The organism is Chelatococcus reniformis, assembly GCF_014640075.1.
Taxonomy (GTDB): Bacteria; Pseudomonadota; Alphaproteobacteria; order Rhizobiales; family Beijerinckiaceae; genus Camelimonas; species Camelimonas reniformis.
In genome coordinates this window covers 235,333-259,113 of record NZ_BMGG01000010.1, presented here as the reverse complement: position 1 = coordinate 259,113, position 23,781 = coordinate 235,333, and the positions used below count along the sequence as shown (strand labels likewise).

The window sequence follows — 23,781 nt, the reverse complement described above, 5'->3', positions numbered from 1 at the left end:
GTTCACTTGGCGCACGGCTTGTCGACGTCGTAGATAAGTGTTGCCGTCCCTCGGTGCCGCTCGCCTGAGGTCTTTGCCGTTTCGAATCGATCAACTGCCTGCACCTCTTCGGCATCGAGGGGGGTGCGCGTCGGTTTCCCTCGCTTCGGCCGCGCAACCCGACGCTTCCGCAGCTTCGACCAGACGACGAGAGGCAACATGAACATCCTGCGCAGATTCGCCCTGGCCGCCGGGCTGCTGATGCTGGCCGGCGGCCTGATATCCGCCGCCGCCCGCGCCGACGACAAGGTCGTGCGCGTCGGCTACCAGAAGTACGGCAATGTCATCCTGCTCAAGGGCAAGGGCAGCCTGGAAAAGAAGCTCGCGCCCCTTGGCTTCCGTGTCGAATGGAAGGAGTTCCCCTCCGGCCCGCCGCTCCTGGAGGCGCTGAACGTCGGCGCCATCGACTTCGGCCACGCCGGCGAGGCGCCGCCGATCTTCGGCCAGGCGGCGGGCGCCGGCTTCGTCTACGCCGGCTTCGAGCCGCCGGCGCCGCGCGGCGAGGCCATCCTGGTCAGGAAGGACTCGCCCATCACCTCCGTGGCCGACCTGCGCGGCAAGAAGATCGCTTTCAACAAGGGGTCCAACGTCCACTATCTACTGGTCAAGGCCCTCGAGAAGGCCGGCGTGAAGTATTCCGAAATCGAGCCGGCCTTTCTGGCGCCCGCCGACGCACGGGCGGCTTTCGAACGCGGCTCGGTCGACGCCTGGGTGATCTGGGATCCGTTCCAGGCGGCTGCCGAGGTCGCAACCGGCGCGCGCACACTCGCCGACGGGACCGGGATTGCCGCCAATCGCCAGTTCTACCTCGCCGGGCGGGCCTTCAACGACGCCCACCCGCAGGTCATCGATGCCGTCCTCGCTGCGATCGAGGAGATCAACGCCTGGGCGAAGGACAACGAGGACGCCGTCGCGGAAGAGCTCAGTCCCGGTACGGGCATCCCGGCCCCTGTGCTGAAGATCGCGCTCAAGCGGCAGACCTTCGGCGTCAAGCCCCTCGATGCGACGGTCGTCGCTGAGCAGCAGAAGATTGCTGACACCTTTCTCGCGCTCGGCCTGCTGCCCAGGCCGATCGAGGTCGCGGCGGCGGTGAGGAAGCCCGGGCCGTAGAGAGATTCGCGTCGCTCTCGCAAAGCTGCATCTGGATGCCTCTCTCTGATCGCAGGGTTCCACCCGATCAGAGCGAAGCCCTCAAGCGGCCTTGCGGCGCGGCGATAGCGGCTGCGAATATTCGTCGGCAATCCCCCCTCGCGTTATAGGTGTTGAGCGGCGCCCCGGCTGACTGTATCGGTCGCGGGACGCCTCCGGCATGCACCGGGGACGCGGAGGGAGGATCCATCTTGCTGCACGATCAGGCGTCCGCGCTGGCGGATGCGACCGGCGCGAGGCGCTGCCGCGCGCTTCACCCTCCCATCCTCGCCGGAGTCCGACCATGAGGATCCGCGCAGCGGTGGCGACGGGCGCCGGCCAGCCGTTCGAGATCCGCACGCTCGACCTCGACGAGCCTCGCGACGACGAGATCCTTGTCCGCATCATCGGCGTCGGTGTCTGTCACACCGACCTCGTGTTCCGAGACGCCGGTGCGATCGCCGCCCCGGCGGTGCTCGGACACGAGGGCTCGGGCATCGTCGAGCGCGTCGGCCCCAAGGTCCACAAGGTGGCGCCCGGGGACCGTGTCGCCATCACCTTCCGCTCCTGTGGCGCCTGCCACCGCTGCAACCGGGGTGACGCCGCCTATTGCCTCACCATGCCGCAGCTCAACTACACCGGCATGCGGCCGGACGGCTCGACGGCGCTGCGCTGCGAGGGCGTTCCGGTCGCCAGCAACTTCTTCGGCCAATCCTCCTTCGCCACCCACGCCATCACCTACGAACGCAACGTGGTGAAGGTGCCGGGCGACCTGCCGCTGGAACTGATCGGCCCGCTCGGCTGCGGCATCCAGACCGGTGCCGGCAGCATCATGCGCTCGCTCGCCTGCGAGGCGGGCTCGTCGCTGCTGATCCTTGGCGGCGGCCCGGTCGGCCTGGCCGCCGTGATGGGCGCCAAGGTGCAGGCCTGCGGCACCGTCATCGTGGTCGAGCCGCATGCGGCGCGCCGGGCGCTGGCCCGCGAATTCGGCGCGACCCACACCATCGATCCAGCCGCCGACGCCGACCTTGCGGCCACGGTGCGCGCCATCGTGCCGGCCGGCGTCGACTATGCCTTCGACACCACCGGCATTCCCGCCGTGTACCCGGCGGCGGTGGCCGCGCTCGCCCCCAAGGGCGTGCTCGGCCTGGTCGGCGTCGCGCCGCCCGGCACGCCGCTGCCGGGCGACATCAACACGACGATGACGTTCGGCTACACGATCAAGGGCATCATCGAGGGCGACAGCAATCCGGGTGAGTTCCTGCCCGAGCTGATGGACCTCCACCGGCTCGGGCGGCTGCCCTTCGATCGACTGATCACCACCTTTCCCTTCGAGCAGATCAACGAGGCGGTCGCGGCGCAGCACCGCGGCGAGTGCGTGAAGATCGTGCTGCTGATGGACGCCTGAGCAGGAGCCGAGCGATGGATGTCAACGCCGACTACAGCATGACGATCGACGGCCGCGCCGCGCGCGCGAGCGCGGCGATCCCCGTCGTCAATCCGGCCACGGGAGAGGCGTTTGCGCAGGCGCCCGACTGTACGCCCGCCCAGCTCGACGAGGCGGTCGCGTCTGCGCGCACCGCCTTCAAGCGGTGGCGCCAGGTGCCCATCGACGAGCGGCAGGAGCTGCTGCGCAAAGCGGGCGACGTGCTGGCGGCCCACGCCGACGAATTGGCGCGCCTGTTCACCCATGAGCAAGGCCGACCGGTCGACGGCGCCAAGCAGGAGATCCAGGGCGCGGCCCAGTGGCTGCACGCGGTCTCGACGATGCGGCCGCCGGTGGAGGTCTCGGAGGATTCCGAGCAGCAGCTGATCGAGACGCGGTACGTGCCCCTCGGTGTCATCTGCGCCATCGCGCCCTGGAACTTCCCGGTGACTCTGTCGATGTGGAAGGTGGCGCCGGCGCTCCTGGCCGGCAACACCATGGTGCTGAAGCCCTCGCCGTTCACGCCGCTGTGCACTCTGAAGATCGGCGAGCTGTTCCGCGACGTCTTCCCGCCCGGCGTGCTCAATGTGATCTGCGGCGGCGACGACCTGGGCCCGGCTATGACCGCCCACCCCGGCTTCGACAAGATCTCCTTCACCGGCTCCAGCGCCACCGGCAAGCGCGTCATGGAGAGCGCGGCCAAGGACTTGAAGCGCATCACGCTGGAGCTGGGCGGCAACGACGCGGCCATCGTGCTACCCGACGTCGACCTCGACGAGGTGGCCCAGAAAATCTTCTTCGGCGCCTTCTACAACAGCGCCCAGATCTGCGTCGCGACCAAGCGCCTCTACGTGCACGAAGCGGTCTACGACGGCCTGCGCGATCGTCTGGCGGCGATCGCCAAGGCGGTCAAGGTCGGCGACGGCGCCGAGCAGGGCACCGTACTCGGCCCGATCCAGAACCGGCGGCAGTACGACCGTGTCATGAACCTGCTGGAGGATGCCCGCGCCAACCAGCTGACGCTGATCGAAGGGGCCGCCATCCCCGACAACGGCGGCTTCTTCGTGCCGGTCACCATCGTCGACAACCCGCCGGAATCGTCACGCGTCGTCCAGGAGGAAGCCTTCGGCCCGATCCTGCCGATGCTGAAGTTCAGCGACGTGGACGAGGTCATCGACCGCGCCAACGCCAGCGACTACGGGCTGGCCGGCGCCATCTGGTCGAAGGATCTCGATCAAGCCGTCAGCGTCGCTCGCCGCATCGAGACGGGAACGGTGTGGGTCAACCAGAACCTCAATCTGCGGCCCGACACCCCGTTCGCAGGCCGCAAGCAGAGCGGCTTCGGCGCAGAAAACGGCATGAAGGGTCTGCTGGAATACATGGCGCCGCAAGCGATCTACGTGGCGAAGAACTGAAGCCGCAGCGCCCGCGACAGGTCGGCCGGCGCGGCTCGGTCAACCTGCCGGAGGCAACTCATCCAGATCCGGCTCGAGGGGCTCCCTGCGACTGGAGCGACATAGGGAGAGATTGAGCGATGGCGAGCAATGCAGCAACACGGCGGCTCGATGGAGCCGTCGCGCTCATCACCGGAGCGACGGGGGGCATCGGCCGGGCCACGGCGGCCCGCTTCGTCGACGAGGGGGCTCGGGTCGTGCTGGCCGACCTCGACGCAGAGGCGCTCTCGGACCTGGCCGCCGCGTTCGGGCCGTCGGCCGCATGGATTTGCGCCGACGTGACCGAGGAGGAACAGAACCGGGCGGCTGTCGCCCTGGCGCTCGAGCGCTGGAGCCGGATCGACATCGGCGTCCTCAACGCGGGCATCGAGGGGCGCGTGGCGGCCATCGACGAGCTGGCACCGGCCGACTTCGACCGCGTCATCGCCGTCAACGTGCGCGGCGTCTTCCTCGGCCTGGCGCAGTTGCTTCCCGCCCTGCGGCGCGGGGGCGGCGGGGCGATCACCATCACCTCCTCTACCGCGGGCCTGCGCGGCGCGGCCGGGCTCGCCGCCTACACGGCGAGCAAGCATGCGGTGATCGGCTTGATGAAGAGCGCCGCGCTCGAGGGAGCCCCGCACAACATCCGCGTCAACACGGTCAACCCGGCGCCGGTGGAGACGCGCATGATGCGCTCCATCGAGGCGGGCGCCAGGCCGGACGATCCGGACGGCGCGAAGACCAAGTTCCTCACAGGCATCCCGCTGAAGCGCTATGGCCGGCCGGAGGAGATCGCCGCGCTGATCGCCTTCCTCAGCAGCGACGAGGCGAGCTTCTGCACCGGCGGCATCTACACGGCCGACGGCGGCACCATGGCCGGCGGCAGCCGCTGACGGCGCGATTGGGTGGGGCACCCAATCGCGCCGCGCGTCAAGCCGGCTTGGCTGGGCCCTGGCCGGGCAGCATGGCGAGGATCTCGGGGCTGATATTCTCGGTGCCCTTCTCCTGGATGTGCTGCACGACGCGGCTGCCGACCGCCTGGACCTGCTCGGCCAACAGCGCGGCGTGATTGTCGCGGGCCCACTCCAGCGACGCGCGGCGATTGGTGTTGAGCTCCTGGAAACGGGGGAAGACGTAGCGCGCCATCAGCTCGTACGACCGCTTGGTCTGCTCGAACGCGGCCCAGTTGTGGGCGAGTTGCAGGAAGGCGCCGAAACCGCCGGATTGGCGCTCCAGCCGTTCGATCTGGGCGATGGCATCGTCCGGGGTGCCGATCACGGCAAGCCCCGACGCGATCAGCGCGTCCACCGGGTCACCCTCCATGGGCGCGAGCGGCAGTGCCGCCACTTCGCGGAAGTAGTAGATCCATTTCTCGAGGCCGAAGCGGACGTTCTGGCGGGCCTGCTCGCGCGTCTCCGCGATGTGCACGGGCCCCACCAGGCGCCAGCCCGACCGGTCGACCGACTGGCCGTGGCTCGTGGCCATCTCCTCGCAGATCGCCCAGTTGGACGCGAGCGCATTGAAGCCGCCGACCGAGGTCGCCCCGATCGACAGCAGGCCCAGGCCGAGCCGGCCGGCCGCGCGAGCACCCGTGGGAGAAACCTGGCTTGCCACCGCGATCTCGACCGACGGCCGCGAGTACGGCGTCAGTTGAAGACGCGCCTCGTCCAGCGTGAACCAGTCCGTCTTGCGTGTTACCGTCTCGCCGCGCAGCAGGGCGACGATCGCGTCCAGCGCCTCGTCCATCATGTCGCGCTGCTGGGCGACCTTGATCCCCATCATGCGGGCGTCCGACGGCAAGGCGCCGGGGCCGGCCCCGAACATGACGCGCCCGCGCGTGATATGATCGAGCTGATTGATGCGGTCTGCCAGCATCAAGGGATGATGATACGGCAACGAGGAAACGCCGGTGCCCAGGCGGATTTGCCTGGTCCGCTCAGCAGCAGTGGCAATGAACAGCTCCGGACTCGCGATCAGCTCGTAGCCGGCTGAGTGATGCTCGCCGATCCAGGCTTCGTCATAACCCAGCCGGTCCATCCATTGGACCAGCTCCAGGTCCCGCTCGATGGCGAGCGTGGGGTTTTCATCGAGGGGATGGAACGGCGCGATGAACGCACCAAAACGAAGCTTGGTCCCAGCCATGAAACGTCGTCCTCCTTGTCTGAGGGAGCCCAGGATCTCGTGCCCTGCGCCAACGAAACTAGTCTATTCTGACTAGTCGATCTACCCTAGAGCGTTTTCGAGCGAAGTGGACGCCGGTTCGCCGGAAGAAACCGCGGCAAATCAAACAGATAGAGCATTTCAGTGATTCGAAGAAACGCGGAAATGCTCTAGAGCTTCGCCCTTGGGTGAATCACCCGCCGCACAAGCAGCGCTGCGGATTCCGTGGCTTGGAGGATCTCTCCGCAACGGGATGGTTCTCATCCAAATTGCGGAGCGAGGCTTGAGGCAAAGCGCAGGGAGGACGCGCCATGCAAACGCGAGCGGATCCGGCATCGGTGGTGGTCCGAATGCGCCCCTTGACCGAACGCGGTGCCCAGACACGCCTTCGGCTCCTCGAGGCCGCTACGCTCTGCCTGAGCACCCGGGGCTACGGCGCGACGACAACCCAGGCGGTCACCGAGCTCGCGGCGGTCAGCCGCGGCTCCATGCTACATCAGTTCCAAACCCGGCTCGACATGATGGAGGCCACGGCGGGCTACGCGATGGAGCAGATGGTGGAAGCCGGCCGGCGCCGCTTCGACGCACTCGAGACGCCTGCGCATGGCTTGATGCTGCTTCCGGACGTGCTCTGGGAGCTGCAACGAGAGCCGCCCGCCCTCGCCCTGACCGAGATCCTGCTGGCCGCCCGGTGGGAGCCCGGCCTGGCGGAACGCCTGGGGCCCGTGGCGGTCCGCATCGAGGACGTCATCGATGCCGATCTCACGCGGATGGCGACGGCCGCGGGAATTCGCGACCATCGCCGCCTGCTGGTGCACGCCCGCCTGATGATCGCCGCCGTTCGCGGCCTCGCCATCGAGCTCATGTTCAACCGCGGCCGGCGCATGATCCTCAAGGCGGCGGATGCCTTGCGAGAGGATCATGTGCGCTTCATCGAGGCCCTGCTGCCGACGGACCGCGGCGCCGCCGCGGCGCCGCGGACCGGTCGCCCGCGGCGGCGCTGAGGGGACCGACGGCGCCGTGGAGCCCCCCCTGTGCGTGCGGCCGGGATCGAAATCCGGCCGTGGGGACGGGCCCGCGTTTGCGGTATTCGACAATCTCGGGGGTGTTTGGCAACGGCATGGACGCGCGCCATCGCAGATGAGGTATCGAGGGCATGACGCACGAGGACAAGCTGAAGATCTTGAGGACGGCGGCCTATGCCCGAATCATCATCCCGCTCTGAGTCTTTGTTGTGAGCATGATCTTGTCCCAAAACCGGTATCCACTTTTGGGGAACATGCTCTAGCTGTTTGTTTTGTCGCGTTTTCTTCACGCGAACCGGCGTCCACTTCGCTCGAAAACGCTCTAAACCTCCTCGGTGACCACCTCGAACCGCGCCAGCCGGGTCGGCCCGAAGTTGGTCGAGAGCGCCACGTCGGTGGCGTCCCGGCCGGTGGCCATGAGGATGCGGCCGATGCGCGGCGTATTGTGGCGCGCGTCGAAGGTGTACCAATGCCCCCCCAGGTAGGCTTCGAACCAGGCGCTGAAGTCCATCGGATCGGGAACCGGCGGGATGCCGATATCGCCGAGATAGCCGGTGCAGTAACGCGCCGGGATGTTCATCGACCGGCAGAGCGTGATCGCCAGGTGAGCAAAATCGCGGCACACGCCGATGCGCTCGACGTAGCCGCCGTGCGCCGTCCTCAGGGAATCGGCCTTCTGGTAGTCGAAGATGACATGCTCGTGGACGAAATCGCAGATCGACTGCACCCGCGCCCAGCCGGGCTCCGTCGCGGCGAACTGTGACCAGGCGAAGTCGGCCAGCCGGTCAGTGTCGCAATAGCGGCTGCCGAGCAGGAACACGAGGACATCGTCCGGCAGATCGCCGATGTCGTGCTGCGCGGCATCCGGCGCGACGACGTCTGGCTGCCCGTCGTCAAAGATGCGGAACGCCGTCGAGATCGTCGTCAGCCCCGCGGGCGCCACGATGCGCGTGCAGGCGTTGCCGAAGCCGTCGACATAGCTGCGAGCTTCGATCGGCGGGTCGAACGCCAGCGTCGGCTCGCTCAGCAGGTCGCCCCGGCGCGACGGATGAACGTCGAGCGCAAGCAACATTGGTGTCGGCTTGGGGCATTCATAGCCGATGGTGAATCCAGCCCGTATTTTCATCAATGCGCCAGCCCTCCCAAAGCTTTCCCTCAGTTGAGAAAGCTAGGGCTCAACGCCGCTCCGCGTCGGCGGTTCCGCGGCCCCGCCCTCGACCAGATCCCAGTTTGCGAGCGGCGGCTCGGTCGTCACATTGACCTGCACCGACATGCCGACGAAATCCTCCGCCTCCCCCTCGTAGCTGCCGCTGAGCGGGACGGCCTGCCGGGGATCGCGGGCGACGGCGACGCGAATCAGGTCGCGGTTGCCGACGATGCCGTTGGTCGGATCAAACTCCACCCATCCCGCCCCCGGCAGATAGACCTGGCACCAGGCGTGGGTCGCGCCGCCGCCGAGCGTGGTGGAGCCGTCCCGGTCGGGAACGTAGATGTAGCCGGAGACGAAGCGGGCGGCGAGGCCGAGCGAGCGGACTGCCTCGACCATCAGCAGCGCAAAGTCGCGACAGGTGCCGCGGGTCAGCTCCAGGGTCAGCGCCGGCGGCTGCGTGCCGTTTTCGCTGCGACGGGCGTAGGCGAAGCCCTCGTGGATCGCGTAGCACATCGTCATCAGCAGCCGGCCCGTCTCGATCGACCGGCGCGCGCTCAGGAACTGCCGTGCCCAGCGTCCGACCGCGTCATGCTGGTCGGGGTAGTGGCGCGTGATCGTGCCGGTGAGATCCGGCAGCTCCTCCTCGCCATAGGCGAACGGATAGGTCAGGGCCGCCTTGTCGATCTGGAAGTCCGGCACGTCCTGGGGCGTATGGTCCAGCCGGATCAGCGAGTTGAAGCTGAGCTCGCGCGCCTGGCCCGAGAATCCGACGAGCGCGACGCAATTGCCGAAGACGTCGTGGATCCAGCGAACCTGCTTGGGCCGCGGGGTTACGACCAGGCGCTCGCTGAGCAGTTTCTGATCATAGCTGTCACGGGGGCGATACATGAGCCGGTGGTCGCCGAAGGAGACCGGGCGTGCGTAGCGGTAGATCGTCGTGTGCTGGACGGAAAAGATGGTCATGACGCGGTGGGTTTGGCCTCCCCGAGCATCTTCCACCCGGAATGAGAAGCTTCCGGGCCGATAGGCCGTGCTGCTCGTCGTACCCGGACCGCAGGCCGAGCGCCTCGCCTCGGCGAGGCACGGACCGGCCCCGCATCCGGGCAGCTCCCTCGGAGGCTACTCGCGGTCCGCGCCCGGCGCCAGCCGTCGCGCGCACGACATCGCGCGACAATCCATCCGCTCAGCCGAGCCGGTCGCGCCCGTGCGGCGCCATGAAATCGAGCGCCGGCCCCAGGGGCACGATGCCGCTGGGATTGATGGTACGGTGGCTCTCGTAATAGTGGCGCTTGATGTGCTCGAAGTTCACCGTGGCGGCGACGCCCGGCGTCTGGAACAGATCGCGGGTATAGCCCGAGAGGCTGGGATAGTCGGCGATGCGGCGGATGTTGCACTTGAAGTGGCCGACATAGACCGCATCGAAACGTACGAGCGTCGTGAACAGGCGGACGTCGGCCTCGGTGAGGCTGGCGCCCAGGAGGAAGCGCCGCGCCGCAAGACGCGCGTCGAGCCAGTCGAGCGTGTCGAAGAGCGGCCCCACCGCCTCCTCGTAGGCGCGCTGCGTGGTGGCGAAGCCAGCCTTGTAGACGCCGTTGTTGACCGTGTCGTAGACGCGTGTGTTAAGCGTATCGATGTCCTCACGCAGCGCCGCCGGATAGTAGTCCCCCGCCCGCGCGCCGACGCCGTCGAAGCCGGAGTTGAGCATCCGGATGATCTCGGACGATTCGTTGTTGACGATAGCGCTCTGCTGCTTGTCCCAGAGCACGGGGACCGTGACGCGCCCCGTATAGTCGGGCGCTGCGGCGGTATAGACCTGATGCAGGTAGGCGGCGCCGTTGATGCCGTCGGCGACAACGCCCGGCCCATCCGCGAAGGTCCACCCCCGGTCGAGCATGCGCCAGTGGACCACCGACACGGAGATCATGTTCTCCAGTCCCTTGAGGGCGCGCATGATCAGCGTGCGGTGCGCCCACGGACAGGCCAGACTGACGTAGAGGTGGTAACGCCCGGCCTCGGCCCGAAAGCCGCCGACGCCGCGTGGCCCCGGCGCGCCGTCCGCGGTGACCCAATTGCGGAACTGCGCCTCCTTGCGGACGAAACGCCCGCCCGTCGCAGCCGTGTCGTACCAGTCGTCTTGCCATTGGCCATCGATCAGCAATCCCACGATCGTCTCCCTGGTCCGGGCCCGCGCGCCGGGTCAGCGCGCCCGGGCGGCCGCTTCGCCGATACGGATGCTATCCGCTCTTGTGCCCGGGAGGCATGGAGAACGCGCCGCGGCGACCGATCCGCCCAGCGCGGTCAGCTGTCTCCACGCAGCGCCTCGGTCGCGGCCGAGGCGCTGATTTTGCCGGCCATGCGCCTCTCGCAACCGGCGCAGCATCGGCCCAAACGAACTGCCATGCCCACGGTTAGTGCGCTCATTCTCTGAAGCAGCAGACGTCAATCTGCGCTCCCCGGGTTGAAAAACGTCTGGTACGCGGATAAGACACAGCTATCCGCGGAGAATTAATGACGTCTGGCGCCACGTATGCTGGCCGCACGAGGAGGCATATATTGCTCGATTCGATCGCTCGCATCAACAAGAACAAGGCCGTATTCGACGATATCTATACGCTATCCGACCCTAGATTGTATTTTTCTACACTTGGCGCTCTCGACTATATGATCCCCGATGTCGCTGAACCCGTCATCCGCCAGCTACTCGATGCCCACGCCCGGTACAATGGCTGCACGAACACGGTGCTCGACATCGGTTGCTCCTACGGCATCAACGCCGCCATACACCGCTTTCCCGTGAATTTCGCGAGCCTGCGCCAACGCTATGCGCGTCGCGAGATGATCAAACTCCAGCCGGAGGAGTTGATCCGGCTGGACCGACACTTCTACTCCAGTTGGCCCGACATCGGACTTGGCCGCTTCATCGGCTTCGATGCTTCCGATGCCGCGATCGGGTACGCCAATGCCGTCGGGCTTCATGCCAATGGCGTCGCCGCCGATCTCGAGACCGGTTCGCTGTCGGCAGCGGACGCCGCCATCGTTGCGCCGGCCAACGTGCTGCTGTCGACCGGAGCGATCGGCTACGTTACTCATAAGACCTACAGCAAGCTCCTCGATGCGACGGCGAGCCCGCCCTGGATCATTTCGTTCGTGCTGCGAATGTTCCCCTATGACGAGTTCATCGCCGCATTCGCCGAACGTGGCATGGTGACCGAGAAACTGGCCGGCTCAACCTTCGTCCAGCGGCGCTTTCGCGATGAGGACGAATTCGAGCGCAGCCTCGACAGCCTGAAGGCACGCGGCATCGACACGTCGGGCTTCGAAGCCGACGGCTTGTTCCAGGCGGAGCTGTTCGTGTCGCGGCCCGCGGAGGCCGCGAGGGCACTCCCGATCGACGACATCGTCACCGTGACCAGTGGCCGCTTTGCAGCCATCGGGGCGCGCTATGTGCAGGTCAGCCACGAGGGTGACACCCGTATCGCCATGGAGACATGAGGGTGGCCGGCCTCTCGCCGCAGGGCGAGATGGCTCCAGCCATCGTGCTGGACGGGGTGACGAAAAGCTTCGACGAGGGGCGGCATTTTGCGCTTCGCGATGTCGGCCTCTCGATAGCTCCGGGCACCTTCGTCGCGATGGTGGGCGCGTCCGGATCAGGTAAGACGACAGCCCTCAAGTGCATCAACCGCTTGGTCGAGCCTGAACGCGGTGAGGTCCTCGTCGACGGACGGCCGGTGCACGATCGCCCCCCGCACGATCTGCGACGTCGCATCGGCTATGTCTTCCAGGGCGTCGGTCTGTTTCCGCATCTCACCGTTGCGGAGAATATCGGCATCACGCCGGACCTGCTTGGCTGGCCCCGACAGGAAATCGTGGATCGCGTTGCCGAGCTGCTGGCGCTGGTCGAGCTTCCTGCCGATTACGGCGCACGCATGCCCGACGCACTCTCCGGCGGCCAGCGCCAGCGCGTCGGCATCGCCAGAGCGCTCGCCGCGCGGCCTGGTCTCCTCCTCATGGACGAGCCATTCGGAGCCCTCGATCCGATCACGCGCGACACGCTGGGACATGCGTGCCGCCGGCTGCATACGGCCCTTGGGCTCACCACCGTCATGGTCACGCACGACATTTTCGAGGCCGTGCTGCTCGCCGACCGGATCGTCATCCTTCGCGAGGGCCGCATCGTGGCGGACGGGACGCCCCACGCGCTCCTCACGGACCCGCCGGACGACGGGGTGCGGGCGTTGATGGATATGCCGCTACGCCAGGCGGGCAAGGTCCGGGCTCTGCTCGATGGTCGATCGACGGACGGATCCTGACCGTGGACGGTCCCGTTGCGAGCGCGCTCCGCGTCCTGCCCGAGTACCTTGGCTACCATGTTCTTCTGAGCGCTGCCGCGCTGGCGATCGGCATCGCGCTGAGCTTGCCGCTCGCATTGCTCGCCAGCCGCAGCGCCCTCCTGCGCTGGCCGCTCCTCTCCTTCGTCAGCCTGGTGCAGACGATTCCGGGTCTCGCGTTGATGGCGCTGTTCTATCCGATCCTGATCGGGCTCTCGCTGTTGACGACAAAGCTCACCGGCGGTGGCTTTTCGGCCCTGGGCTTTCTGCCGGCGCTGCTGGCCCTCACGCTCTATTCCATGCTGCCGATCGTGCGGAACGTCGTCGCCGGCATCGCCAACCTCGACCCCTCCCTGGGCGAAGCCGCCGATGGAGTCGGCATGACCGGCCGACAGCGGTTGCTCCGCGTTGAACTGCCGCTGATCGCGCCCGTGATGATGGCGGGCATCCGTACCGCCGCCGTCTGGGTGATCGGCACCGCGACCTTGGCCACGCCGGTCGGCCAGACCAGCCTCGGCAACTACATCTTTTCCGGGCTTCAGACCGAGAACTGGATCTGGGTGCTGTTCGGCTGCGCCGTCTCGGCGGCGTTAGCCTTGACCGTTGATCAGCTTCTGGCCGTGATAGAGGGCGGCCTCGCCCAGCGGCGCCGCCGGCGCATCTGGTCGGCCGGAGTTGCGCTTTTGCTCGGTGTGCTTACGGCCGCATTTACGGTGCTCGGGCCCGCCTCGCGCACCGACTATGTGATCGGCGCCAAGAACTTCACCGAGCAATATATCCTGGCGGATCTCATCGGTCAGCGGCTCGCGCACACCGGACATGCCGCGGCCGTCCGCAGCGGCCTCGGATCGGCGGTGGTTTTTCGCGCCCTCGCGCAGAACGACATCGATGTCTACGTCGACTATTCCGGCACCATCTGGGCCAATGCAATGGGTCGGAGCGACCACCCATCACGCAAGGTGATGCTGCGCGAGATCGAGAGCTGGCTCAAACGCGAACACGGCATCACCATGCTGGGAGCATTGGGGTTCGAGAACGCCTACGCGCTGACGATGCGCAGCGATCGCGCCGAGGAACTGGGCGTCCATTCGATCGCCGATCTCGGGCGCCATGCCCCCGGCCTCAGCCTTGGCAGCGACTACGAGTTCTTCGCCCGACCGGACTGGACGATGCTGCGCGACGGCTATGGCTTGAGCTTCGCCCACACGCGCGAGTTCCAGTCCACGTTCATGTATCGTGCCCTGGCCGATGGCGATGTCGATGTCATCGCCGCATTCTCCAGCGACGGCCGGATCGAAGCCGATCACCTCACGGTGCTCGAGGATCCGCAACAGCGCATCCCACCCTACGACGCCATCTTGATGGTCTCGCCCAAGCGTGCAAACGACGAGGAACTCGCGTCCGCTCTCGCGCCGTTGATCGGAGCGGTCCCCGTGCGCAGGATGCGGCAGGCCAATTTCTTGGTCGACAAGCCCCAAGGGGCGATCTCGCCGGCCGAGGCCGCGCGCTGGCTCGGCAAGATGATACCGCACTCCGGGAGCGAGTGAGGCGGCCGCCGCGGGCATCCACCGTGCGCTGACCGCCTCGACGCTCCGCCTCGACGGACATTGCACGGCGCGACGGCGCCCCACATCAGCGGCGACCAGAGCGGGGCGGGTGCGCGTCTCCGCACGCCTCGAGCAGCACCGGGTCTGCGTCGCGCGGCACGAGATCGCCGACGACGCGGCAGGCGCCGCGGGCGCAGATGCGCCAGTCGGCGGTGGCACCGGATCGGCGCATAACGACCTGCGGTAGCGGCGCGAGGGTCGGCCTCCAGGACCAGACGTCGTTGCTGAGCCGGGCGTCCGGCGGCGGCTCCATGCCGGCGCCAGAGCCGCGCACGCGGGCCTGGTCGAGGACGAGGCCCGCGGGGGTCGCACGCCAATCCTCCTCCCACAGAATCTTCTCGACCGAGTGGCTCCAGGCCAATGTCGCCGCCTCGACGCCGAGCCTGACGATCACGCCGCCCGCCAGAAGGCACAGACTCACGGTCATCGGCTCAGCGGCCCCTCGCGGTCACGGAGCCTGCCGGAGCGGCGCCGCGTCCGCCGACGCGCCCGGGCCGCTCGGCCGCCGCCACCACTGCGCGGCAACGACGGCGAGCGCGAGCGCGAGCGCGATCCAGTCGCTCCCCCCGAACGGCGAAATGAACAGCAGCGCGGCGGCCGCCGACGCGAACCGCTCGATCAGCGTCGTGCGGACGAAAAGGTAGCCGATGGCAGCGACGCCGGTGACGCCCACGGTGGCGGACGCCTTGGCGAAGGCGAGCGCCACCTCCACCGGATAGCCGTAGGCCGCGGCGACGGCACCGCCCTCCTGCAGCATCAGGGCGGGTTCGTAGACGCCCATGAACGGGATCAGGAACCCGGCGATGGCGATGCGCGTCGCCTGCCAGCCGATGGCGTCGGGCGAGGCCTTGGCGATGGGTGCCGCCGCCAGCGCCGCCAGCGCGACCGGGGGCGTCAGGTCGGCGATGATGCCGTAGTAGAACACGAACATGTGGCTGACGATGAGCGGCACGCCGAGCTTGAGCAGCGCAGGCGCCGCCACCGAGGCGGTGATGATGTAGGTGGGGATCGTCGGCAGTCCAGTGCCCAGGATGATCGATGTCACCATCACCAACACCAGGCACAGGAACAGGTTGTCCCGGCCCAGGGTGACGACGAAGTTGCCGAAGATCGCGCCGGCGCCGGTGAGCGTCATGGCCCCGATCACCGTGCCGACGATGGCGCAGGCGAGCCCGACCGGCAGCGCCTGGCGCGCCCCGTCGGCAAGCGCGTCCCGGCACAGCGCCAGCGTCGCGCGCCCGCCGCGGGTCACGGCGTTGAGCGCCACCAGCGCAGCGACGACCGCCACGAGCGCGAGCGGGCCGAACTCGACGAAGGAGCCCGCAGCAAGCCCGATGGCGACCCAGAACACGATGCGGCCGGCCGACGAGGGGATGAGCGGTGAGCCGCCGGCGGCGAGGATCATCACCGCGGTCAGCGCAAGGCCGACGGCCCCGGCGAACAGGGGGGTGTAGCCGGCAGTCAGAAGGTAGATGAGGACGCCGAGCGGGATCAACAGATGCCACCGCCGCTTGAGCGAGGCGATCGGGTTCGGCAGCTCGTCCGCTCTGAGCCCGCGCAGGCCCCGCAACCCCGCCTCCAGATGCACCATCCAGAAGGCGGAGGCGAAGTAGAGAACGGCCGGCAGGGCGGCCGCCTTGACGATGTCCGTGTAGGGAACGCCGATGTTCTCGGCCATGATGAAGGCGACCGCGCCCATCACCGGGGGCATGATCTGGCCGCCCATCGATGCCGTCGCCTCCAGCCCCCCGGCGAAGGACGAGGAGTAGCCGCTGCGCTTCATCAGCGGGATGGTGAACTGGCCCACGGTGACGACATTCGCGACGCCCGAACCGGAGATCATGCCCATCAGCGCCGAGGAGAAGACGGAGACCTTGGCGGCGCCGCCCTTGGCGCGGCCGAACAGCCCCATGGCGATGTCGTTGAAGAGCTGGATCATGCCGGCCTTCTCGAGGAAGACGCCGAACAGCACGAAGAGGTAGATGTAGGTGGCCGAGACGAAGGTCGGGGTGCCGTAGATGCCCTCGGTGCCGAAGCTCATCTGCTCGAGCACCTGCTGCCAGTCGAACGAACGGTGGTCGAAGGGCGCGGGCAGATACTGGCCCCACAGGGCGTAGGCCACGAACGCCAGACAGATGACGGGGAGCGCCGCGCCCATCAGCCGCCAGGCGATGGCGAACAGGGTCAGCAGCGCGACGAGGCCGACGACGATGTCGGCGGTGGTCATGTCGCCCGCCCGATTCACCAGGTCCGTGTAGAACACCCAGTGGTAGAGGCCGGCCGCAAAGCCCGCCAGCCCTACGGCCCAGCAGGCGAAGCGAACACCGGCGCGGCCGGCATGATTGCCGACCAGGGCCCAACCGACCAGCACGAGGAAGCCCACGTGCACGGTCCGCAGCACCTGGCTCGGCAGGAAGGCGTAGAGCGCGGTGACGATCTGAAAAGTGGAGAAGGCAATGGCGATCAGGAACAGCACGCGGCCCGCCCCGCCCGGGCCGAATCCGGGCGGCAGCCCGTGCTCCAAATCGTCGATCGGCTGGGGCGGCGCGGCTCCCGGGCCGGCCCGGCCCCCGTCCGCCAGGCTCACTGGCTGACGCCCTTCCCGGCGAAGTATTTGGCCGCACCCGGATGCACCGGGATCGGCATGCCCTTGAGCGCCCCCTCCAGGGTGATCTCCTTGGCGGCGCTGTGGGCGGCCTGCAGCTCCGGCAGGTTGTCGAAGATCGCCTTTGTCATGGCGAATACGGCATCGTCGGAGAGGTCGGCGCGCGTGACCAGGAAGTTGACCACGGCCGCAGTCTCGACCGCCTTGTCCTGGCCCGTATAGGTGCCGGCGGGTATCACCGCCTTGACGTAGGGCTGCCCGACCTTGTCGACGACCGCGGGCGGGATCTCGACGACGACGATGTCGACGGCCGTGGCCAGGTCGCGTAGCGACGAGACGCCGAGGCCTGCCGACTGCAACGTCGCATCGAGCTGGCGGTTCTTCATCAATTCCACCGATTCGGAGAACGGCAGGTATTCCACCTTGCCGAGGTCTGCATAGCTCAGGCCTGCGCCTTGCAGGATGGCGCGCGCGTTGAGCTCGGTGCCCGACTTCGGCGCCCCGACCGACAGCCGCTTGCCCTTGAGATCGGCCAGCGTGCGGATGCCGGAGCCCTTCGATGCCACGACCTGGATGTAGTTGGGATAGATCGCCGCGAGCCCGCGCAGCTTGCCGAGCTTGTTCTTGAAGCCGGCCTCCTCATTGCCCTGCCAAGCGAAGACGACGCTGTCGCCGAGCGAAAAGGCGATCTCGCCCTTGCCCTGCTGGAGCAGCACGAGGTTCTCCACCGAAGCCTTGGTGGCCTGCACGGACGGGCGGGTGCCCGGCACCTTCTCGCCGATGATCTTCGAGATGGCGACGCCCATGGGGTAGTAGACGCCGGAGGTGCCGCCGGTCAGGATATTGACGAACTCGTCGGCCCGGGCGGGCAACGCCCCGAGCATTGCCACGGCGAGCACGCCGATCAACCGCCCCACACCTCTGCCGTCCATCTTCGAGACCTCCCAGCGGGCCGGAGCGCCGCCGGCCTTTGCCGCATTGTTCCACGCCGGCGGCGCCCACCTCAACCTCGCCTTTCGGACCGCTGTCGGGGGCCGGCCTCTCGCCCTCCTCTGGTCCCGCTCTATCTCTCTTGCTGGAGGGGCGCCTCGCGGACCTGTTGCGGTCCTGCAAGGCGGCGGTTCCGGCCAGAGGATCCAATGACCGGCACGACGGCGCCCGGGGCGCTCCTGATCATCGGCGGCGGCGCCAGCGGCGTGATCCTCGCCTGTCATCTGCTGCGGCGGCCTGAGGTGGACATCCGCATCACGCTGATCGAACGGCGCGAGCAGGTCGGCCGCGGCCTCGCCTATTCCACCGATCACCCCGGCCATCTGCTCAACGTGCGGGCGCACAGCATGAGCATGTTCGCCGACGACCCGGAGCACTTTAGTCGCTGGCTCCGGCACGGGGACGGCCCGACCGACGGCGGCATCGACGGCTTCCATTTCGCCCAGCGCAGCCGTTACGCCCATTATCTGCGGCACACGCTGGAGCAACTCGCCGGAGCAGGCGACCGCTTCCGCCGCGTCGAAGGCGAGTGCCAGGCGCTCGTCGAGACCGAGGCCGGCGTGGAAGCCCGCCTGGCGGACGGCAGCCGCCATGCGGGCACCACGGCATTCCTGGCCGTGGGCTATGACGCGCCGGTCTCGGCGGTCTCGGTCGACGAGGTCGTGCCGGACGATACGGTGCTGATCCGCGGCACCGGCCTCGGCATGGTCGACCTCTTCATTGCCCTGGCGGCCCGCCGCCACCGTGGGCCGATCATCGCGCTGTCGCGGCGCGGGCAACTGCCGCAGGTGCACCGGCAGAGCGCAGCGCTCCCCATCGATGCCGCGGGCGTGCCGTTCGGAGCGGAGATGTCGCAGACCCTGGGCTGGGTGCGCCGCCTCGTCCGTGATGCGCGCGAGCAAGGCCGCGATTGGCGCGACGTGGTCGATGGGCTCCGGCCGCACAGCCAGAAGCTATGGCAAAGCTGGTCGGTGGCGCAGCGCCGACGCTTCCTGACCCATCTGCGGCCCTGGTGGGACAGCCACCGCCATCGCACGGCGCCCCAGATCGCTCAGGTGGTGGAAGAGGCGCTCGCCAGCGGCAAGCTCACCGTGATCGCCGGGCGCATTGCCGGCGAGGAGGCGGCGGCGGGGCGCCTGCGGGTCGCCGTGCGCCAGCGCGGCTCCGGCGCGGTCCGCATCGTCGACGTGGACCGCTGCTTCGATTGCACCGGCGTGAGCTGCCATCCACTCGGGTCCAACCCCGTGCTGCGGGACCTCGTCTCCCGCGGCGGGGCGCGGCCCGATGCGCTCGGCCTCGGCCTCGACGTGGCGGGCGACGGTGCCGTCGTCGGCCGCGACGGCCGAGTCTCGCCGCGCGTCTACGGTGTCGGCCCGGTCACCCGCGCAGCCCTGTGGGAGATCACCGCCGTCCCGGACATCCGCCTGCAATGCGCCGCCATGGTCGAACGGCATCTGCGGCGAGCGTAGGCGAGCGATCGCATCAGCCCCCCGACCAATCCCCACCCGCCGCGCCACGGCCTCGACGCCCCCGCTCGCGGCGCGGTCTCAGTAGTCCCGGATTGACAGGCCCCGGAGCATTGTTACACAGGCGTCAATGAACTTACGCATGCGTAAGATCGGGAGGTCGCTATGCGAGTGAGGCTTGGTCGCCGCCGTTTGTTGGCGTCTGTCATTTTGGCTGCGGGGCTGTCGTCCGGCCTTCCGGCGGCAGCCGCCGACAAGAGGTACGACGAGGGCGCGTCCGACACCGAGGTCAAGATCGGGCAGACGCTTGCCTATAGCGGGCCCGCATCCTACAGCGGCGTGGTCGGGCGCATCCAGAGCGCCTACTTCGAGCAGTTGAACCAGCGGGGCGGCATCAACGGTCGCAAGGTGAACCTGATCAGCCTCGACGACGGCTACAGTCCACCCAAGACCGTGGAAGCCACCCGTCGGCTGATCGAAGGCGAGGGCGTCCTGTTCACCTTCAACTCGATGGGCACGGCGACCCAGAGCGCTGTGCAGAAGTATCTGAATGCAAAGAAGATCCCGCAGCTCATGGTGAGCTCGGGCGCGTCGAGGTGGAACCAGCCGGACAAGTTCCCCTGGTCCACGCCCGGGGTACCCCTCTACTCGACGGAAGGGAGGGTGTTCGCCCGCTGGCTGCTCAACAACAAGCCCGATGCGAAGGTTGCCATCCTCTCGCAGAATGACGACCTGGGTCGCGATTTCGTTAGCAACTTCAGGGAGGTGCTGGGCGATAAGGCCGCGACGATGATCGTCAGCGAAGCCACCTACGATGCGACCGACCCGACGCTGGATTCGCAGCTCGTGAAGCTGTCGAACTCGGGAGCCGACGTCTTCTTCAACGTCACCGTCGGCAAGTTCGCCTCGCAGTCGATCAAGAAGGTGGCCGAGCTCGGCTGGAAGCCGCTCCAGTACATGATGAGCGCGTCCGCGAGCGGCATGATGATCAAGGCCGCAGGGCCGGAGAATGCCAAGGGTCTGATCGCCATCCAGTCGAACAAGCGCGTCGGCAGCCCGCGCTGGCACGACGACGCGGAGGTTCAGGCCTATCAGGCGTTCCGCGCCAAGTACGTGCCCACCGTCGATCCCGCCGACGACACCGGCTTCTATGCTTATTCAGGTGCCGTGCTGCTGAGCGAGGTGCTTCGCCGGTGCGGCGACGACCTCACCCGCGCCAACCTGCTGAAGCAGGCGACCGATCTCAAGGGCATGCGCACGCCCTATCTGCTGCCGGGGTTGACGCTTGCCGTGACGGCGACCGATTACGAGCCCGTGACGACCTTCTACATGGGCCGCTATACCGGCCAGGACTGGGAACTATCCGAGCACACGATCGCCGATTAGGCGTGTGCGCCGTGCGGCTGTGGGGACCGAGCCGATGACCTGGCATTACGCGAATGTGTGGCGCACCGTGGGGGAGGCCATTCCGGATCGGATCGCCGTGGCCAACGGCGACGTCCGCCGCACCTGGCGCCAGTACGAGGAGCGGGCGGCTCGCCTCGCTGCGGCCCTCGTCGATGCCGGCCTGCGCGAGGGGGACAAGATCGGTCTCTACGCCCACAACAGCAACGAATACCTCGAAGCGCACTATGCCATCATGAAGATGGGCGGCGTTCCAGTGAACGTGAACTATCGCTACGTGGATTCCGAGCTGACGTACCTGCTCGACTACGCGGATGCGGAGGCGCTCTTCTTCGATGCCGCTTTCGCCGAGCGGGTCGGCGCGGTCCGCGCGTCGGTGCCCAAGCTCAAACTTCTGATCGAGGTGGACGACGGCTCCGGCAGGCATCTGCAAGGGGCACTGCGCTACGAGGAGATCATCGCGGCTTCGGTCCCCCTGCCCCACCGTCAGCTCAGCGACGACGCGATCTACATGCTCTTCACCGGCGGCACCACCGGACTGCCGAAGGGTGTCATGTACGATCAGGCCGCGTTCTCGCAGAACCACCTCTTCGGCTACCAGGTCGCGGGCCTCGACGTGCCGCAGACGCACGCCGAGCTGGCCCGGATCGTCGCCCGCTTGCACCGGGACGGCCTCGCGCCGGTCAGCCTCACCGCCTGTCCCCTCATGCACGGCACTGGCATGTTCCTGGGCGCGGTCATCCCCCATCACATGGGGGGAACGGTCGTGACCTATCGGGACCAGCGTTTCGATCCGGCCAAGGTCTGGCGGCTGGTGGCGCAAGAGCGCGTGACGCACCTCACCATCGTCGGCGACGCCCTCGCGCGGCCCCTGCTCGACACCCTGCTGGCGTGGCAGAAGACCGGCACGGTACCGGACCTGACCTCGCTCCGCTTCATCCAGTCGTCCGGCGTGGCCTTTTCGGACGAGGTCAAGCGCGGCCTGCTGTCGTTTCTCGACGTCACCATTTTCGACCTCATGAGCTCGAGCGAAGGCAGCATGGGCCGCAATGTGGTCACGCGCGCCACCCCCGCGGCCGCGCTGTCACGGATCGAGCCGAACCTGACCACGAAGGTCTTCGCGGACGACGACCGGGAGGTCGCGCCGGGATCCGACGAGATCGGGATGATCGGCAACGGCGGTTCGACGCCGATCGGCTACTATAAGGACCCGGCGAAGAGCGCCATCACGTTCCGCGATATCGGCGGCGTGCGCTACAGCTTCCCCGGCGACTTCGCCAAGGTGGCGGCCGACGGCAGCCTGGTCTTCCTGGGCCGGGGTTCGCTGTGCATCAACAGCGGCGGCGAGAAGATCTTCCCCGAGGAGGTCGAGGCGGCGGTCAAGGCCCATCCGGACGTCGAAGACTGCCTGGTCGTGGGCGTCGAGGACCAGCGCTTCGGGGAGCGGATCGCCGCCGTCGTTTCGCTCCGGTCCGGGGTCGAACAACCGCCCGATCTCGAGGCCTGGTCGCGGTCGCGCCTTGCCGGCTACAAGGTTCCGCGGCTGATCGTGCCCGTCGACGAGGTCCGTCGTGCCCCGAACGGCAAGGCCGACTATCGTTGGGCACGCGACATGGCTGCGGCCGCTCGCCCAGGCTGAGACGCCTCGCGCGCGGCACGTCGTGTCTCAGAATTGAGACGCGTCATTCTCAGCCCTGAGACTCCCATACAAGCTCCGCAGCGCTCCTCTGACCTCAAAGGTGGGCGATGCCCGCCAAATTCACTTGAAGATGCTGTGGCCAGCGGGGAGCTGAGCGCTGGCACGGCGATTGCTCTGCTTCCGGAACGCGCTCAAGACGCGTTGCAGACAATCAATCTATCAAGAGGAAACGAACATGGAGATCGGCTACTTCACCATGCCGTCGCACCCGCCGGAGTGCGGGCTGAAGGAGGGGCACGACTGGGACCTCCAGGTGCTGCGCTGGGCCGATGAGCTCGGCTACCAGGAAGGATGGATCGGCGAGCACCACACGGCCCCGTGGGAACCGCATCCGGCCCCGGACCTGCTGCTCGCGCAGGCCTTCCTGCAAACCAAGAACATTCGCCTCGGCCCGGGCGGCTTCCTGCTGCCCTACCACCATCCCGCCGAGCTCGCCAATCGCGTGGCGATGCTCGACCACCTCTCCGGCGGGCGGCTGAATTTCGGGGTTGCTGCCTCAGGGCTGCCGAGCGACTGGGCGATGTTCAACGTCGACGGCATGTCCGGCCAGAACCGCGACATGACGCGCGAAGCGCTGGAGATCATCCTCAAGCTGTGGGCCGACGACGCGCCGTGGACCTATACCGGGAAATACTGGACGGTCTCGAAGCCCGACGTGATGTTCGACTTTCTCAAGCCCCATATCAAGCCAGTCCAGGCGCCCCATCCGCCGATCGCGGTGGCCGGCCTGAGCAAGGGATCCGATACGCTGAAGCTCGCCGGCGAACGCGGCTACATCCCGATGAGCCTCAACCTCAACCCCGCCTACGTGTCGAGCCATTGGGACTCCGTCGAATTCGGTGCCGCCAAGACCGGGCGCAAGCCGAACCGACAGGATTGGCGGATGGTGCGCGAGGTGTTCGTCGCCGATACCGACGAGGAAGCCTGGCGCCTGTCGGTCGGCGACATGATGGGCCGCATGATGGGCGAGTATTTTCTGCAATTGCTCGGCCACTTCGGCTTCAAGGACTATCTCAAGCACGCGCCGGACGTGCCGGACAGCGACGTCACCGTCGAATATTGCGCCAAGCACAACTGGATCGTCGGCTCGCCGGCCACCGTGGCCGAGAAGATCGAGAAGATCTACGACGAGGTCGGCGGCTTCGGCACGCTCTTGGTGTTCGGCTTCGACTACAAGCACAAGCCGGAGGCGTGGCACAATTCGCTGCGGCTTCTGAAGCAGGAGGTGCTGCCGCGCCTCGCTCACCTCAGGCCAGCCATCGACAAGGCCGCTTGACCTAGAGCGTTTTCGAGCGAAGTGGACGCCGGTTCGCGTGAAGAA

At 67.6% G+C, this 23,781-nt stretch carries 19 protein-coding genes; 12 read left to right on the top strand and 7 right to left on the bottom strand.

The genetic code is table 11. The annotated features are described in order from the left end of the window. The first annotated feature begins 198 nt into the window (after positions 1–198). The 4 genes from IEW34_RS25725 (at position 199) to IEW34_RS25710 (ending at position 4,919) form a co-directional block, all read left to right on the top strand. A complete protein-coding gene (locus IEW34_RS25725) occupies positions 199–1,149 on the top strand; it encodes a sulfonate ABC transporter substrate-binding protein (RefSeq protein WP_188612088.1) in 951 nt (316 codons plus the stop codon). Between the two features lie 322 nt (positions 1,150–1,471). Then, the gene (locus IEW34_RS25720) at positions 1,472–2,575 is read left to right on the top strand and encodes an NAD(P)-dependent alcohol dehydrogenase (RefSeq protein ID WP_188612087.1); all 1,104 of its coding nucleotides are present in this window, start codon (positions 1,472–1,474) and stop codon (positions 2,573–2,575) included. A gap of 14 nt (positions 2,576–2,589) precedes the next feature. Beyond that, entirely contained in the window at positions 2,590–4,008 is a 1,419-nt protein-coding gene (locus tag IEW34_RS25715) for an aldehyde dehydrogenase family protein (protein WP_188612086.1), read from the top strand. Between the two features lie 119 nt (positions 4,009–4,127). Further along, complete coding sequence (locus tag IEW34_RS25710) at positions 4,128–4,919, top strand: SDR family NAD(P)-dependent oxidoreductase (RefSeq protein WP_188612085.1); 792 nt, start codon at positions 4,128–4,130, stop codon at positions 4,917–4,919. 37 nt (positions 4,920–4,956) lie between these two features. Here IEW34_RS25710 and IEW34_RS25705 read toward each other — a convergent pair whose 3' ends face one another. Next, a complete protein-coding gene (locus IEW34_RS25705; protein ID WP_188612084.1) occupies positions 4,957–6,168 on the bottom strand; it encodes an LLM class flavin-dependent oxidoreductase in 1,212 nt (403 codons plus the stop codon). 329 nt (positions 6,169–6,497) lie between these two features. Here IEW34_RS25705 and IEW34_RS25700 point away from each other — a divergent pair, with 329 nt between their 5' ends. Then, complete coding sequence (locus IEW34_RS25700; protein ID WP_188612083.1) at positions 6,498–7,190, top strand: TetR family transcriptional regulator; 693 nt, start codon at positions 6,498–6,500, stop codon at positions 7,188–7,190. Between the two features lie 343 nt (positions 7,191–7,533). On the opposite strand, the gene IEW34_RS25695 is transcribed toward IEW34_RS25700, so the two are convergent. The 3 genes from IEW34_RS25695 to IEW34_RS25685 all read right to left on the bottom strand — a co-directional run bounded on the left by IEW34_RS25695 (position 7,534) and on the right by IEW34_RS25685 (position 10,525). Then, on the bottom strand, positions 7,534–8,337 hold the full coding sequence (locus tag IEW34_RS25695) for a transglutaminase-like domain-containing protein (protein WP_188612082.1): 804 nt from the start codon (positions 8,335–8,337) through the stop codon (positions 7,534–7,536). A 42-nt stretch (positions 8,338–8,379) separates the two neighbouring features. After that, a complete protein-coding gene (locus IEW34_RS25690) occupies positions 8,380–9,324 on the bottom strand; it encodes a transglutaminase family protein (protein WP_188612081.1) in 945 nt (314 codons plus the stop codon). A 220-nt stretch (positions 9,325–9,544) separates the two neighbouring features. After that, a complete protein-coding gene (locus IEW34_RS25685; RefSeq protein ID WP_188612080.1) occupies positions 9,545–10,525 on the bottom strand; it encodes a glutathione S-transferase family protein in 981 nt (326 codons plus the stop codon). 386 nt (positions 10,526–10,911) lie between these two features. Here IEW34_RS25685 and IEW34_RS25680 point away from each other — a divergent pair, with 386 nt between their 5' ends. Genes IEW34_RS25680 through IEW34_RS25670 form a run of 3 tightly spaced genes read left to right on the top strand, consistent with a single transcriptional unit; the run spans position 10,912 to position 14,236 of the window. After that, positions 10,912–11,853 (top strand): class I SAM-dependent methyltransferase, encoded by a 942-nt coding sequence (locus tag IEW34_RS25680; protein ID WP_373288326.1) that lies wholly within the window; start codon positions 10,912–10,914, stop codon positions 11,851–11,853. Next, positions 11,850–12,671, top strand: coding sequence for an ATP-binding cassette domain-containing protein (locus IEW34_RS25675; RefSeq protein ID WP_244642213.1), 822 nt, complete (start codon positions 11,850–11,852; stop codon positions 12,669–12,671). Before IEW34_RS25680 ends, IEW34_RS25675 begins: the two co-directional genes overlap by 4 nt. Before the next feature lie 2 nt (positions 12,672–12,673). After that, the gene (locus tag IEW34_RS25670) at positions 12,674–14,236 is read left to right on the top strand and encodes an ABC transporter permease/substrate-binding protein (protein ID WP_188612078.1); all 1,563 of its coding nucleotides are present in this window, start codon (positions 12,674–12,676) and stop codon (positions 14,234–14,236) included. A gap of 85 nt (positions 14,237–14,321) precedes the next feature. Here the strand turns inward: IEW34_RS25670 and IEW34_RS25665 are convergent, their stop codons facing one another. From IEW34_RS25665 to IEW34_RS25655, 3 genes are read right to left on the bottom strand one after another with little or no spacing between them, the layout of a single operon-like run. After that, the gene (locus IEW34_RS25665) at positions 14,322–14,723 is read right to left on the bottom strand and encodes a DUF1850 domain-containing protein (protein WP_188612077.1); all 402 of its coding nucleotides are present in this window, start codon (positions 14,721–14,723) and stop codon (positions 14,322–14,324) included. Positions 14,724–14,744: 21 nt separating this feature from the next. After that, positions 14,745–16,883 (bottom strand): TRAP transporter permease, encoded by a 2,139-nt coding sequence (locus tag IEW34_RS25660; RefSeq protein ID WP_244642212.1) that lies wholly within the window; start codon positions 16,881–16,883, stop codon positions 14,745–14,747. After that, positions 16,880–17,833 (bottom strand): TAXI family TRAP transporter solute-binding subunit, encoded by a 954-nt coding sequence (locus IEW34_RS25655; RefSeq protein WP_188612076.1) that lies wholly within the window; start codon positions 17,831–17,833, stop codon positions 16,880–16,882. Before IEW34_RS25655 ends, IEW34_RS25660 begins: the two co-directional genes overlap by 4 nt. A 207-nt stretch (positions 17,834–18,040) precedes the next feature. On the opposite strand from IEW34_RS25655, the gene IEW34_RS25650 reads away from it, so the two are divergent. The 4 genes from IEW34_RS25650 (at position 18,041) to IEW34_RS25635 (ending at position 23,736) form a co-directional block, all read left to right on the top strand. Continuing rightward, on the top strand, positions 18,041–19,360 hold the full coding sequence (locus IEW34_RS25650; protein ID WP_188612075.1) for an FAD/NAD(P)-binding protein: 1,320 nt from the start codon (positions 18,041–18,043) through the stop codon (positions 19,358–19,360). A 162-nt stretch (positions 19,361–19,522) separates the two neighbouring features. Further along, positions 19,523–20,743, top strand: a complete 1,221-nt coding sequence (locus tag IEW34_RS25645; protein ID WP_188612074.1) for an ABC transporter substrate-binding protein — start codon at positions 19,523–19,525, stop codon at positions 20,741–20,743. A gap of 34 nt (positions 20,744–20,777) precedes the next feature. After that, positions 20,778–22,400, top strand: a complete 1,623-nt coding sequence (locus tag IEW34_RS25640) for an AMP-binding protein (RefSeq protein WP_188612073.1) — start codon at positions 20,778–20,780, stop codon at positions 22,398–22,400. Positions 22,401–22,635: 235 nt separating this feature from the next. Further along, a complete protein-coding gene (locus IEW34_RS25635; protein ID WP_188612072.1) occupies positions 22,636–23,736 on the top strand; it encodes an LLM class flavin-dependent oxidoreductase in 1,101 nt (366 codons plus the stop codon). Positions 23,737–23,781 lie beyond the last annotated feature (45 nt).

Coding starts and splice junctions, on each gene's coding strand:
- IEW34_RS25695 (WP_188612082.1), bottom strand. CDS start 8,337: ATGAAAATACGGGCTGGATTCACCATCGGCTATGAATGCCCCAAGCCG.
- IEW34_RS25665 (WP_188612077.1), bottom strand. CDS start 14,723: ATGACCGTGAGTCTGTGCCTTCTGGCGGGCGGCGTGATCGTCAGGCTC.
- IEW34_RS25635 (WP_188612072.1), top strand. CDS start 22,636: ATGGAGATCGGCTACTTCACCATGCCGTCGCACCCGCCGGAGTGCGGG.
- IEW34_RS25645 (WP_188612074.1), top strand. CDS start 19,523: ATGCGAGTGAGGCTTGGTCGCCGCCGTTTGTTGGCGTCTGTCATTTTG.
- IEW34_RS25720 (WP_188612087.1), top strand. CDS start 1,472: ATGAGGATCCGCGCAGCGGTGGCGACGGGCGCCGGCCAGCCGTTCGAG.
- IEW34_RS25725 (WP_188612088.1), top strand. CDS start 199: ATGAACATCCTGCGCAGATTCGCCCTGGCCGCCGGGCTGCTGATGCTG.
- IEW34_RS25700 (WP_188612083.1), top strand. CDS start 6,498: ATGCAAACGCGAGCGGATCCGGCATCGGTGGTGGTCCGAATGCGCCCC.
- IEW34_RS25640 (WP_188612073.1), top strand. CDS start 20,778: ATGACCTGGCATTACGCGAATGTGTGGCGCACCGTGGGGGAGGCCATT.
- IEW34_RS25655 (WP_188612076.1), bottom strand. CDS start 17,833: ATGGACGGCAGAGGTGTGGGGCGGTTGATCGGCGTGCTCGCCGTGGCA.
- IEW34_RS25675 (WP_244642213.1), top strand. CDS start 11,850: ATGAGGGTGGCCGGCCTCTCGCCGCAGGGCGAGATGGCTCCAGCCATC.
- IEW34_RS25705 (WP_188612084.1), bottom strand. CDS start 6,168: ATGGCTGGGACCAAGCTTCGTTTTGGTGCGTTCATCGCGCCGTTCCAT.
- IEW34_RS25715 (WP_188612086.1), top strand. CDS start 2,590: ATGGATGTCAACGCCGACTACAGCATGACGATCGACGGCCGCGCCGCG.
- IEW34_RS25650 (WP_188612075.1), top strand. CDS start 18,041: ATGACCGGCACGACGGCGCCCGGGGCGCTCCTGATCATCGGCGGCGGC.
- IEW34_RS25710 (WP_188612085.1), top strand. CDS start 4,128: ATGGCGAGCAATGCAGCAACACGGCGGCTCGATGGAGCCGTCGCGCTC.
- IEW34_RS25690 (WP_188612081.1), bottom strand. CDS start 9,324: ATGACCATCTTTTCCGTCCAGCACACGACGATCTACCGCTACGCACGC.